The organism is Streptomyces sp. NPDC058470 (genome assembly GCF_042721055.1).
Classification (GTDB): domain Bacteria; phylum Actinomycetota; class Actinomycetes; order Streptomycetales; family Streptomycetaceae; genus Streptomyces.
On record NZ_JBHXMF010000043.1, the window covers coordinates 69,054 to 81,851 of the forward strand.

General features: G+C 68.6%; 12 protein-coding genes. All 12 read left to right on the forward strand.

Going from position 1 to position 12,798, the window contains the following annotated elements:
- Positions 1-4 precede the first annotated feature (4 nt).
- Complete coding sequence (gene murF, locus ACFWP7_RS28580) at positions 5-1,408, forward strand: UDP-N-acetylmuramoyl-tripeptide--D-alanyl-D-alanine ligase (protein ID WP_384386773.1); 1,404 nt, start codon at positions 5-7, stop codon at positions 1,406-1,408.
- Complete coding sequence (gene mraY, locus ACFWP7_RS28585; protein ID WP_384386776.1) at positions 1,408-2,481, forward strand: phospho-N-acetylmuramoyl-pentapeptide-transferase; 1,074 nt, start codon at positions 1,408-1,410, stop codon at positions 2,479-2,481. The genes murF and mraY overlap by 1 nt, the downstream gene beginning before the upstream one ends.
- On the forward strand, positions 2,463-3,890 hold the full coding sequence (gene murD / locus ACFWP7_RS28590; protein WP_384386779.1) for a UDP-N-acetylmuramoyl-L-alanine--D-glutamate ligase: 1,428 nt from the start codon (positions 2,463-2,465) through the stop codon (positions 3,888-3,890). Before mraY ends, murD begins: the two co-directional genes overlap by 19 nt.
- A 195-nt stretch (positions 3,891-4,085) precedes the next feature.
- Entirely contained in the window at positions 4,086-5,453 is a 1,368-nt protein-coding gene (gene ftsW, locus ACFWP7_RS28595; RefSeq protein WP_384386781.1) for a putative lipid II flippase FtsW, read from the forward strand.
- 6 nt (positions 5,454-5,459) lie between these two features.
- Entirely contained in the window at positions 5,460-6,551 is a 1,092-nt protein-coding gene (gene murG, locus ACFWP7_RS28600) for an undecaprenyldiphospho-muramoylpentapeptide beta-N-acetylglucosaminyltransferase (RefSeq protein WP_384386784.1), read from the forward strand.
- 50 nt (positions 6,552-6,601) lie between these two features.
- Positions 6,602-7,387: a cell division protein FtsQ/DivIB gene (locus ACFWP7_RS28605; RefSeq protein ID WP_384386787.1), complete on the forward strand. Its 786-nt coding sequence runs from the start codon at positions 6,602-6,604 to the stop codon at positions 7,385-7,387.
- A 275-nt stretch (positions 7,388-7,662) separates the two neighbouring features.
- Positions 7,663-8,853: a cell division protein FtsZ gene (gene ftsZ, locus ACFWP7_RS28610; protein WP_365427548.1), complete on the forward strand. Its 1,191-nt coding sequence runs from the start codon at positions 7,663-7,665 to the stop codon at positions 8,851-8,853.
- Positions 8,850-9,587: a peptidoglycan editing factor PgeF gene (pgeF, locus tag ACFWP7_RS28615; RefSeq protein ID WP_384386791.1), complete on the forward strand. Its 738-nt coding sequence runs from the start codon at positions 8,850-8,852 to the stop codon at positions 9,585-9,587. Before ftsZ ends, pgeF begins: the two co-directional genes overlap by 4 nt.
- 6 nt (positions 9,588-9,593) lie before the next feature.
- A complete protein-coding gene (locus tag ACFWP7_RS28620) occupies positions 9,594-10,313 on the forward strand; it encodes a YggS family pyridoxal phosphate-dependent enzyme (protein ID WP_384386793.1) in 720 nt (239 codons plus the stop codon).
- A gap of 130 nt (positions 10,314-10,443) precedes the next feature.
- On the forward strand, positions 10,444-11,085 hold the full coding sequence (locus tag ACFWP7_RS28625; RefSeq protein WP_384386796.1) for a cell division protein SepF: 642 nt from the start codon (positions 10,444-10,446) through the stop codon (positions 11,083-11,085).
- A gap of 62 nt (positions 11,086-11,147) precedes the next feature.
- Positions 11,148-11,438 carry a YggT family protein gene (locus ACFWP7_RS28630; protein ID WP_384386799.1) on the forward strand — a complete coding sequence of 97 codons (291 nt, stop codon included), beginning with the start codon at positions 11,148-11,150 and terminating at the stop codon, positions 11,436-11,438.
- A gap of 46 nt (positions 11,439-11,484) precedes the next feature.
- A complete protein-coding gene (locus ACFWP7_RS28635) occupies positions 11,485-12,702 on the forward strand; it encodes a DivIVA domain-containing protein (RefSeq protein WP_384386802.1) in 1,218 nt (405 codons plus the stop codon).
- The last annotated feature ends 96 nt before the right edge of the window (positions 12,703-12,798 follow it).

A 12,798-nucleotide genomic window follows, 5' to 3' on the forward strand; every position in this document is an offset into this window, starting at 1 on the left:
ACTTGTGATCGCCCTCTCTCTCGCCGAGATCGCAGCAGTCGTCGGCGGGCAGACGTACGACATACCGGATCCGGCGGTACAGGTCACCGGACCCGTCGTCATCGACTCCCGCCAGGTGAAGGACGGCAGCCTGTTCGCCGCCTTCGTGGGCGAACGCGTGGACGGCCACGACTTCGCCCAGGTGGTCGTCGACGCGGGCGCGGTCGCCGTGCTGGCCTCCCGGCCCGTCGGCGTCCCCGCGATCGTCGTGGCGGACGTACAGACGGCCCTTGGCGCCCTCGCGCGCCATGTCGTCGAACGGCTCGGCGCGACCCTCGTGGCGCTGACCGGTTCGGCCGGCAAGACCAGTACCAAGGACCTCATCGCGCAGGTACTGCGCAGCAAGGCGCCGACGGTCTTCACGCCGGGCTCGTTCAACAACGAGATCGGGCTGCCGCTCACCGCGCTCAGCGCCACCGAGGAGACCAGGTTCCTGGTCCTGGAGATGGGCGCCCGTGGCATCGGCCACATCCGGTACCTCGCGAACCTCACCCCGCCGAGGATCGGCCTCGTCCTCAACGTCGGCACCGCCCACATCGGCGAGTTCGGCGGCCGCGAGCAGATCGCGCAGGCGAAGGGCGAGTTGGTCGAGGGCCTTCCCGAGGACGGCGCGGCGATCCTCAACGCCGACGATCCCCTCGTACGGGCCATGGCATCCCGTACGAAGGCACGCGTGATCCTCTTCGGAGAGTCCGACGAAGCGGACGTACGCGCCGAGAACGTCCGTCTCACGGAGAGCGGACAGCCTTCCTTCAGCCTTCGCACACCCTCCGGGTGCAGTGACGTGACCATGCGCCTGTACGGTGAGCATCACGTGTCGAACGCGCTCGCCGCGGCCGCCGTCGCCCATGAGCTGGGCTTGTCCGCAGACGAGATCGCAGGTGCGCTCTCCGAGGCGGGCTCCCTCTCCCGCTGGCGGATGGAGGTCACCGAGCGCCCGGACGGCGTGACGGTCGTCAACGACGCCTACAACGCGAACCCCGAGTCCATGCGAGCCGCCCTGCGCGCGCTCGTGGCCATGGGCAGAGGGCGTCGTACGTGGGCGGTGCTCGGTCAGATGGCCGAGCTCGGGGACGAGGCGCTCGCCGAGCACGACGCGATCGGGCGGCTCGCCGTCCGACTCAACGTCAGCAAGCTCGTCGCGGTCGGGGGCAGGGAAGCGTCCTGGCTCCAACTGGGCGCATATAACGAGGGTTCGTGGGGTGAGGAGTCGGTGCACGTGTCCGACGCACAGGCGGCTGTCGACCTGTTGCGCAGTGAACTGCGCCCGGGGGACGTCGTGCTTGTGAAGGCGTCCCGGTCGGTCGGGCTCGAACGGGTGGCGCTCGCGCTGCTCGACAGCGGCGTTGAGGGCGAGGTTGCCGTCTGATGATGAATCAGATTCTGTTCTCGGGCGTCATCGGTCTCTTCCTGACGCTGATCGGCACACCGTTGCTGATCAAGCTGCTGGCCAGGAAGGGCTACGGCCAGTACATCCGCGACGACGGCCCGCGCGAGCACCACGCCAAGCGCGGTACCCCGACCATGGGTGGTATCGCCTTCATCCTGGCGACGATCATCGCGTACTTCCTGAGCAAGGTGATCACCGGCAAGCCGCCGACCTTCTCCGGACTGCTGGTGCTCGGCCTGATGGCGGGCATGGGCCTGGTCGGCTTCCTGGACGACTACATCAAGATCGTCAAGCGGCGTTCGCTCGGTCTGCGGGCCAAGGCGAAGATGGCCGGACAGCTGACCGTCGGTATCGCCTTCGCGGTCCTGGCCCTTCAGTTCGCCGACAACCGCGGCAACACCCCGGCCTCCACGAAACTCTCCTTCGTCCAGGACTTCGGCTGGTCCATCGGGCCGGTGCTGTTCGTGGTCTGGGCGCTGTTCATGATCCTGGCCATGTCGAACGGCGTGAACCTGACGGACGGTCTGGACGGCCTCGCCACCGGCGCCGCGACGATGGTGTTCGGTGCCTACACCTTCATCGGTGTCTGGCAGTTCCAGGAGTCCTGCGCCAACGCGCAGACCCTCACCAACCCGGCCGCCTGCTACGAGGTACGAGACCCACTGGACCTCGCGGTCGTCGCCTCCGCCCTCATGGGCGCCTGCTTCGGCTTCCTGTGGTGGAACACCTCGCCGGCCAAGATCTTCATGGGTGACACCGGTTCGCTGGCCCTCGGCGGCGCGCTCGCCGGCCTCGCGATCTGCTCCCGCACGGAGATTCTGGTCGCCCTGCTCGGCGGCCTCTTCGTCCTCATCACCATGTCGGTGGTCATCCAGGTCGGCTCCTTCAAGATGACCGGCAAACGCGTCTTCCGCATGGCGCCACTCCAGCACCACTTCGAACTAAAGGGGTGGTCCGAAGTCCTTGTCGTGGTCCGCTTCTGGATCATCCAGGGCATGTGCGTGATCGTCGGTCTCGGCCTCTTCTACGCAGGATGGGCAGCCAAGAAGTGACCAACTGGCAGGGCAGGAACGTCACCGTCGCGGGGCTCGGCGTCTCCGGGATCCCGGCGGCCCGTGTGCTGCACGGCCTCGGCGCGGTCGTCACGGTCGTCAACGACGGCGACGACGAGCGCTCCCGGGACCAGGCCGCGGACCTGGAGGCGCTCGGTATCACCGTGCGCCTCGGTGACGGCGCCACCCTGCCGGAGGGCACCGACCTCATCGTCACCGCGCCCGGCTGGAAGCCGGACAAGCCGCTGTTCGCCGCGGCCGCCGAGGCCGGCGTCCCGGTCTGGGGCGACGTGGAGCTGGCCTGGCGGCTCAGGGGCCCGGATGCGGCGCCCTGGCTCGCCGTCACCGGCACCAACGGCAAGACCACCACCGTCCAGATGCTCGCCTCGATCCTGAAGGCGGCAGGGCTGCGTACGGCGGCCGTCGGCAACATCGGGGTCTCGCTCCTCGACGCGGTCCTCGGCGAGGAGACGTACGACGTTCTCGCCGTGGAGCTGTCGAGCTACCAGCTGCACTGGGCGCCCTCCCTGCGCGCCCACTCCGCCGCCGTACTGAACCTGGCGCCCGACCACCTCGACTGGCACGGCTCCATGGAGGCGTACGCCGCCGACAAGGGCCGTATCTACGAAGGCAATCGGGTCGCCTGCGTCTACAACGTGGCCGACAAGGCCACCGAGGAACTGGTCCGCGAGGCGGACGTCGAGGAGGGCTGCCGGGCGATCGGGTTCACTCTCGCCGCGCCCGGGCCCTCCCAACTCGGCGTCGTGGACGGCATCCTGGTCGACCGTGCCTTTGTCGACAACCGGCAGAAGAACGCCCAGGAGCTCGCGGAGGTGTCGGACGTCAATCCGCCCGCCCCGCACAACATCGCCAACGCGCTCGCGGCGGCGGCCCTGGCACGCGCCTTCGGGGTGCCCCCCACGGCCGTACGGGACGGTCTGCGGGCCTTCCGGCCGGACGCCCACCGCATCGCGCACGTCGCCGACGTGGACGGGGTCGCCTACATCGACGACTCCAAGGCCACCAACACCCATGCGGCGGAAGCCTCCTTGGCCGCCTACGAGCCGATCGTGTGGATCGCGGGCGGGCTCGCCAAGGGCGCGACCTTCGACGAACTGGTCGCCAAGTCGGCAAAGCGACTGCGGGGTGCCGTGCTGATCGGCGCCGACCGCGCCCTCATCCGGGAAGCGCTCGCGCGACACGCGCCGGAAGTACCGGTGGTCGACCTCGACCGGACCGACACTGGGGCGATGCGCGCGGCGGTTCAGGAGGCGCGGGGGCTCGCTCAGGCGGGCGACACGGTGCTGCTGGCGCCTGCTTGCGCCTCCATGGATATGTTCGCCAACTACAACAAGCGCGGTGACGCTTTCGCGGAAGCGGTTCGCGAACTCGGCGCCGTCGGCGCCTGACGGCGGGTCCGAAGCCGCCGGCCCGGGCGCCCGGGACCCTTGGGAGCGACGCGTGACGCCATCGTGGCCGGTGCTTCGTCGGCGGCTTTCCGCCGGTGGCACGGCGCTGTTCCAGCCCGACCGACCCCTTGTGCCCGAAAAGCCGGGGGAGCTCCCCGGCGTCACGCCCTCCCGCAGCGACGACGGGAGCCGGTGATGCCCAGCAGTCGCACCGGCAGGCCGCCGGTCCAGCGAGCCCCGAAGCGGCCCGTCGCCGCCCGCTCAACGCGCGAGAACCCGTTGCTCACCCTCTACGTACGCGTCCGCAAAGCCTGGGACCGACCGCTGACCGCGTACTACCTGATCCTCGGCGGCAGTCTGCTGATCACCGTGCTCGGTCTGGTGATGGTCTACTCGGCCTCGCAGATCACGGCGTTGCAGCTGTCGCTGCCGGGGTCGTACTTCTTCCGCAAACAGTTCCTGGCCGCCTGTATCGGGGGCGTGCTGATGCTCGTCGCCTCGCGGATGCCGGTGCGGCTGCACCGGGCGCTGGCCTATCCGATACTGGCGGGGTCCGTCTTCCTGATGATCCTGGTGCAGGTGCCGGGGATAGGAGTGGCGGTCAACGGCAACCAGAACTGGATCTCCGTAGGCGGCCCCTTCCAGCTTCAGCCGAGCGAGTTCGGCAAGCTCGCCCTCGTGCTCTGGGGCGCCGACCTGCTCGCGCGCAAACAGGACAAGCGGCTGCTCGCTCAGTGGAAGCACATGCTGGTGCCGCTGGTTCCGGTGGCCTTCATGCTGCTCGGGCTGATCATGCTCGGCGGCGACATGGGGACGGCGATCATCCTCACCGCCATCCTCTTCGGGCTGTTGTGGCTGGCCGGGGCGCCGACGCGACTGTTCGGGGGCGTGCTGTCCATCGCCCTGACGCTCGGGTTCATCCTCATCAAGACCAGCCCGAACCGGATGGCCCGCCTCGCCTGCATCGGCGCCACCGACCCCGGCCCGAACGACCAGTGCTGGCAGGCGGTGCACGGTATCTACGCGCTCGCCTCCGGCGGGCTCTTCGGCTCCGGCCTCGGCGCCAGTGTGGAAAAATGGGGCCAACTGCCCGAAGCGCACACGGACTTCATCTTCGCCGTCACCGGGGAGGAACTGGGCCTCGCGGGGACGCTGTCGGTGCTCGCCCTCTTCGCGGCTCTAGGCTATGCGGGTATCCGCGTGGCCGGACGCACGGAGGACCCCTTCGTGAGGTATGCCGCGGGAGGCGTGACCACCTGGATCACGGCCCAGGCCGTGATCAACGTAGGTGCGGTGCTCGGTCTGCTGCCGATCGCCGGTGTCCCGCTCCCGCTGTTCTCCTACGGGGGTTCCGCCCTGCTGCCGACCATGTTCGCCATCGGACTGCTGATCGCCTTCGCCCGCGAGGACCCCGCGGCGCGGGCGGCGCTCGCGATGCGGCAACCCCGCTTTGGCAGAAAGCGGGCTGCGGTGAGAGGCTCCGCGGGGGAAGACGCGGGGCCTCGGAGATGGAACACAATGCGACGGCGTGCCTCGGCGGCGCGTTCGTCCGGAGAGCGGTGAATTTCGGTGCATGTCGTACTCGCCGGCGGGGGGACCGCCGGCCACATCGAGCCCGCGCTCGCCCTCGCGGACGCCCTGCGCAGGCAGGACCCGACCGTGGGAATCACGGCACTGGGCACGGAGCGCGGCCTTGAGACCCGACTCGTACCCGAGCGGGGTTACGACCTCGCGCTGATCCCCGCCGTCCCGCTGCCGCGCAAACCCACCCCCGAGCTGATCACCGTCCCGGGGCGGCTGCGCGGCACCATCAAGGCGACCGAGCAGATCCTGGAGCGCACCAAGGCGGACGCGGTCGTCGGCTTCGGCGGCTACGTCGCCCTGCCCGGCTACCTCGCGGCCAAGCGCCTCGGCGTGCCGATCGTCATCCACGAGGCCAACGCCAGGCCCGGCCTGGCCAACAAGATCGGGTCGCGGTACGCCGCCCAGGTCGCCGTCTCCACTCCGGACAGCAAGCTCCGCGGCGCCCGCTACATCGGCATCCCGCTGCGCCGCTCCATCGCCACCCTCGACCGGGCCGCCGTACGCCCGGAGGCCCGCGCCTACTTCGGCCTCGACCCCGCGCTGCCGACCCTGCTCGTCTCGGGCGGCTCCCAGGGCGCCCGCCACCTGAACGAGGTCATCGAGCGGGTCGCTCCCTACCTCCAGCAGGCCGGTATCCAGATCCTGCACGCGGTCGGCCCGAAGAACGAACTGCCGCAGGTACACCAGATGCCGGGAATGCCTCCGTACATCCCGGTACCGTACGTGGACCGGATGGACCTCGCGTACGCCGCGGCCGACATGATGCTCTGCCGCGCGGGCGCCATGACCGTCGCCGAACTCTCCGCCGTCGGGCTCCCCGCCGCCTATGTCCCGCTGCCCATCGGCAACGGCGAACAGCGGCTGAACGCCCAGCCGGTGGTCAAGGCCGGCGGCGGACTGCTTGTCGACGACGCGGAACTGACGCCCGAGTGGATCCAGGGCAACGTCCTGCCCGTGCTCGGCGACCCGCACCGGCTGTACGAGATGTCCCGCGCCGCCAGTGAGTTCGGCCGTCGGGACGCCGACGACCTGCTCGTCGGCATGGTGTACGAGGCGATCGCCTCGCGCCACCGCTAGGGTCTGTCCGGCGGACAGACCCTAGGGACGTATGAGGGAAGGCAGGGAGCGTGGCCGGACCGACGACCGCCGAGCGCGGTGAACGGCAGAAGGTGGAGTCCGGCCCGCCCCGGCGGCCCCGTATCGGGAGGCTGCCCCGGCCTCGTACGTTCATCATCCTTTTGCTCGCCGCGGTGTTGCTCGCTGCCGCTTCCGTGTGGCTCCTCTACGGCTCGAAGTGGCTGCGCGTGGAGCGCGTATCGGCCTCCGGGATGCGGTTGCTGACGGATCAGCAGGTGCGAGAAGCGGCCGAAGTTCCGGTCGGATCGCCGCTGGTTTCCATCGACACCGACGCCATTGAGGAACGACTCCTGCGGAAATTGCCCCGAATTGACTCGGTTGATGTCGTCCGTTCCTGGCCGCATGGAATCGGACTGAAAGTGACCGAGCGCACTCCGGTCCTGATTGAAGAAAAGGGCGGAAAGTTCGTCGAAGTGGACGCCAAGGGTGTGCGATTCGCGACGGTTTCTGATGCTCCGAAGAGCGTGCCCGTACTGGAATTGACGGTTTCTCAGTCGGCGGGCCTGCGTCGCTTCGGGACCGACCGGCTGGTGCGCGAGGCTGTGACGGTCGCCGGTGACATTCCGGCCGCCGTCGCCGGTGACACCGAGGTCGTCAAGGTTGGCTCGTACGACTCCATCTCGCTGGAGTTGAAGGGCGGCCGGACCGTCGAGTGGGGGAGCGGCGAGAAGGGCGCGGCGAAGGCCCGTACGCTCACCGCTCTCATGAAAGCGGCTCCAGAGGCGCGGCACTTCGACGTAAGTGTCCCCACCGCCCCTGCGTCATCAGCGAGTTGACGTACATCTGCGCAGGCCAGCACCCTGGTTGGGCACTGCTACGGCTGATCACATAGGGTGAAAAGAAAAACGGGAGGTTCGGCGTGTTCGTTGAACGTGCGCCACTTGTCGACTTAGTGTCCTGTTCGGAAGAGTCCAAGGAACAGACACACTGGTAACCCTAAACTTCAACGTTAGGGTTCGGGTCGGCGTTCGGACCGTCCCATTCGGCATCAGTCGTCGGATCGCGAACATGCGAGGCGACGACACGTAACTCGAGGCGAGAGGCCTTCGACGTGGCAGCACCGCAGAACTACCTCGCAGTCATCAAAGTCATCGGTGTCGGCGGCGGTGGTGTCAATGCCATCAACCGGATGATCGAGGTCGGTCTCAAGGGCGTCGAGTTCATCGCCATCAACACCGACGCGCAAGCTCTGTTGATGAGCGACGCCGACGTCAAGCTCGACGTCGGCCGGGAACTCACCCGCGGACTCGGCGCCGGAGCCAACCCGGCCGTCGGCCGCAAGGCGGCCGAGGACCACCGCGAGGAGATCGAGGAGGTCCTCAAGGGGGCCGACATGGTCTTCGTGACGGCCGGCGAGGGCGGTGGCACAGGCACCGGCGGCGCACCCGTCGTCGCCAACATCGCACGCTCGCTCGGCGCCCTCACCATCGGCGTGGTCACACGCCCGTTCACCTTCGAGGGGCGGCGCCGGGCCAACCAGGCGGAGGACGGCATCGCCGAACTCCGTGAAGAGGTCGACACCCTCATCGTCATCCCGAACGACCGGCTGCTGTCCATCTCGGACCGTCAGGTCTCGGTCCTCGACGCCTTCAAGTCGGCGGACCAGGTCCTGTTGTCCGGTGTTCAGGGCATCACCGATCTCATCACCACCCCCGGTCTGATCAACCTCGACTTCGCCGACGTCAAGTCCGTGATGTCCGAGGCCGGTTCGGCCCTCATGGGGATCGGCTCGGCCCGCGGCGACGACCGCGCGGTGGCGGCTGCCGAGATGGCGATCTCCTCGCCGCTCCTGGAAGCCTCCATCGACGGTGCCCGCGGCGTGCTGCTCTCCATCTCCGGCGGCTCCGACCTCGGTCTCTTCGAGATCAACGAGGCCGCCCAGCTGGTGAGCGAGGCCGCGCACCCCGAGGCCAACATCATCTTCGGTGCGGTCATCGACGACGCGCTCGGCGACGAGGTGCGGGTCACCGTCATCGCCGCCGGCTTCGACGGAGGCCAGCCGCCGACCAAGCGGGACAACATCCTCGGCTCGTCCTCGGCCAAGCGCGAGGAGCCCACTCCGGTGCGGTCCTCCGACAGCCGTCCGTCCTTCGGCTCGCTCGGCAGCGTCACGCCGAAGGAGACGTCGGCGCCTGCGCCGGAGCCGGTGAACGAGATCCCGGTCTCGCCGCCGGTCCCGCCGTCCCGCTCGTACTCGGACAGCGCGGCCGAGGAGCTGGACGTGCCGGACTTCCTGAAGTGATAGGACAGCGCTCCGGAACGAGCACAGTGAGCGGCGCGCACTTCGCCTTCACCGACAGGTGGGGCGGGGTGAGCGCCGTTCCGTACGAGGAGCTCAACCTCGGCGGAGCGGTCGGCGACGACGCCGACACCGTACGGACCAATCGTGAACTGGCCGCCAAGTCACTGGGCCTTGACCCGGCCCGGGTCGTCTGGATGAACCAGGTGCACGGGCCGGACGTGGCGGTGGTCGACGGGCCGTGGCTCGCTGCGGAGATTCCGTCCGTCGATGCGATCGTCACAGCGCGCCGGGGACTCGCCCTCGCCGTGCTCACCGCCGACTGCACGCCCGTACTGCTCGCCGACCCCGTCGCCGGAGTTGTCGCCGCGGCTCACGCGGGACGGCCGGGCATGGTCGCGGGCGTCGTCCCCGCTGCCGTACGGGCCATGGTGGAACTCGGCGCCGAGCCGTCCCGGATCGTCGCCCGCACCGGACCCGCCGTCTGCGGCCGGTGCTACGAAGTGCCGGACGCGATGCGAGCCGAGGTCGCGGCCGTCGAACCCGCGGCATACGCCGAGACCGGTTGGGGCACGCCGGCGGTGGATGTGACCGCGGGAGTGCACGCGCAGCTTGAACGGCTCGGGGTGCGTGACCGGGAGCAGTCGCCGGTGTGCACGCTCGAATCGGCGGACCACTTCTCCTACCGTCGAGACCGCACCACCGGGCGGCTCGCGGGTTATGTCTGGCTGGACTGATAGGACATGACGGACCGCAGGGATCAACTCGCCGGAAATCTGGCGCAAGTGGAGAATCGCATCATGGCGGCGTGCGCGGCCGCCGGGCGCAAGCGTGCGGAGGTGACCCTGATCGTGGTCACCAAGACGTACCCGGCCAGTGATGTGCGGATCCTGTCCGAACTCGGTGTGCGTCACGTCGCCGAGAACCGGAATCAGGACGCGGCACCCAAAGCGGCGGAATGTTCTGATCTGCCGCTCTCCTGGCATTTTGTCGGTCAGTTGCAGACCAACAAGGTGCGATCCGTGCTCGGTTACGCGGATCTCGTGCAGTCCGTCGATCGTGCCAAGCTCGTCACCGCACTGTCGAAGGAGGCGGTGCGGGTGGAGCGCGAGGTGGGATGTCTCATTCAGGTCGCGCTGGACGCGGAGGAGGGCGGCCGGGGGGAGCGGGGAGGCGTAGGGGTCAGTGGAATCGGGGAGTTGGGCGATCTGGTCGCCGCGGCCCCGGGGCTCCGTCTCGACGGGCTGATGACCGTGGCGCCGCTCACCGGACCCTATGCCGGACGCCAACAGGCGGCGTTCGAGCGGCTGATGGATTTGTCGACTGCTATGCGCCGTGCCCATCCGGCTGCGAACATGGTCTCGGCAGGTATGAGTACGGACCTCGAACAAGCCGTGGCGGCCGGAGCGACACATGTACGCGTCGGTACTGCGGTACTCGGAGTCCGACCCAGGCTCGGGTAACGTCGCCAAGAAGTCGGACCACAGCAGAAAATATGGTCATTACCGCCGATGGGCGGGCATAACGACCTCGTGGATCGCGGGCACTTGGCAACTCGTCAGCCGATCCACCACAGAGCGGAGGACTCAGAGCATGGCCGGCGCGATGCGCAAGATGGCGGTCTACCTCGGCCTCGTGGAGGACGATGGGTACGACGGCAGGGGCTTCGACCCCGATGACGACTTCGAGCCCGAGCTTGACCCGGAGCCCGAGCGGGACCGTCGGCGGCACGAACCGCCGCACCAGTCACACCAGGCACATCAGTCCCAACGGGACGAATCGGTACGAGTGGTGCAGCCTCCGGTGCAGCGCGACTCGATGCCGCATTCCTCTTCGCTGACCGCGGAATCCGGGCGTCCTGCGCGAATCGCCCCCGTGGCGTCTATCACACAAGAACGTCAAAGCATGGAGAAGAACGCCCCGGTGATCATGCCCAAGGTCGTGTCCGAGCGGGAGCCGTACCGGATCACCACATTGCACCCCCGGACCTACAACGAGGCCCGTACCATCGGGGAACACTTCCGTGAGGGCACCCCGGTGATCATGAATCTGACTGAGATGGATGACACAGATGCGAAGCGACTTGTCGACTTTGCAGCCGGTTTGGTGTTTGGTCTCCACGGCAGCATCGAGCGGGTGACGCAGAAGGTGTTCCTGTTGTCGCCTGCTAACGTCGATGTCACGGCGGAGGACAAGGCCCGTATCGCAGAGGGCGGGTTCTTCAACCAGAGCTGAGACGCAGGACCGGAGTCAAGGTACGGAAACGTACGGAAACAGGGGAGAGGGAAGCACGGATCATGAGCGTGGTCGGGCAGGTTCTCTACATCGCGCTGATGTGTTTCCTCATCGTGCTGATCTTCCGGTTGGTCATGGACTACGTCTTCCAGTTCGCCCGCTCATGGCAGCCCGGCAAGGCGATGGTGGTCGTTCTGGAGGCCACCTACACTGTCACTGATCCACCGCTCAAGCTTCTGCGGCGGGTCATTCCGCCGCTGCGTCTCGGGGGCGTGGCGCTCGACCTGTCCTTCTTCGTACTGATGATCATCGTGTACATCCTGATCACCGTCGTCAGGTCGGTGTTGGTGTGAACGATACGGTCTTGCCGAATGCTGACGACTACGTTGAGGTGAAGAGATGCCGTTGACCCCCGAGGACGTGCGGAACAAGCAGTTCACGACCGTCCGCCTCCGAGAAGGCTATGACGAGGACGAGGTCGATGCCTTCCTCGATGAGGTCGAAGCCGAACTGACCCGCTTGCTCCGCGAGAACGAGGACCTGCGCGCCAAACTGGCGGCGGCCACGCGCGCGGCTGCGCAGAACCAGCAGCAGGGCATGCGTAAGCCGCCCGAACAGCAGGACCAGCAGCAGGGTCCGCCGCAGGGCATGCGCGGCCCGGGTGGCCCCGTACCCGCCGGCATATCGGGCCCGCCGCAGCAGCAGATGGGCGGCCCCATGGGCGGCCCGCCCCAGCTGCCCAGCGGTGCGCCGCAGCTGCCGGCCGGCCCCAGTGGCCAGGGTGGTCCGCAGGGTCAGGGTCCGATGGGACAGGGGCCCATGGGCCAGGGTCCGATGGGACAGGGACCCATGGGACAGGGCCCGATGGGTCAGGGTCCCGGCCAGCAGATGCAGCAGATGCCCGGCCAGATGCAGCCGCAGATGCAGCAGCAGATGGGTGGCCCGATGGGCGGTCCCATGGGTGGCCCGATGGGCGGCCCCATGGGCGGTCACGGTCCGCAGATGCCGCAGCCCGGTCAGGGCCCCGGCGGCGACAGTGCCGCCCGTGTGCTCTCGCTGGCCCAGCAGACCGCCGACCAGGCGATCGCCGAGGCCCGTTCCGAAGCCAACAAGATCGTCGGCGAGGCCCGCAGCCGTGCCGAGGGCCTGGAGCGCGACGCGCGCGCCAAGGCCGACGCGCTGGAGCGGGACGCCCAGGAGAAGCACCGCGTCGCGATGGGCTCCCTGGAGTCCGCCCGCGCCACGCTGGAGCGCAAGGTCGAGGATCTGCGCGGCTTCGAGCGTGAGTACCGGACCCGGCTGAAGTCCTACCTCGAGTCCCAGCTGCGTCAGCTGGAGACCCAGGCCGATGACTCGCTGGCTCCGCCGCGGGTTCCGGCGACTGCGTCGCTGCCGTCGCCTTCCGCGCCCTCGATGGCTCCGGCCGGCGCGAGTGCGCCGTCCTACGGTGGGCAGATGGGCGGTCCGGCTCCGGCTCCGCCGTCCTACGGTGGGCAGCAGCAGATGACTCCGGCGATGACTCAGCCGATGGCGCCGGTGCGGCCGCAGGGGCCTTCGCCGATGCAGCAGGCTCCCTCGCCGATGCGCGGGTTCCTCATCGACGAGGACGACAACTGACGGCCTGCGGTACGCCTTAGGCGTCGGCGGCGTTCAGGGCGGGGCCCCCGGTTTCGGGGGCCCCGCCCTTTTGTGCGGGGTGTGATGGCTAAGGCC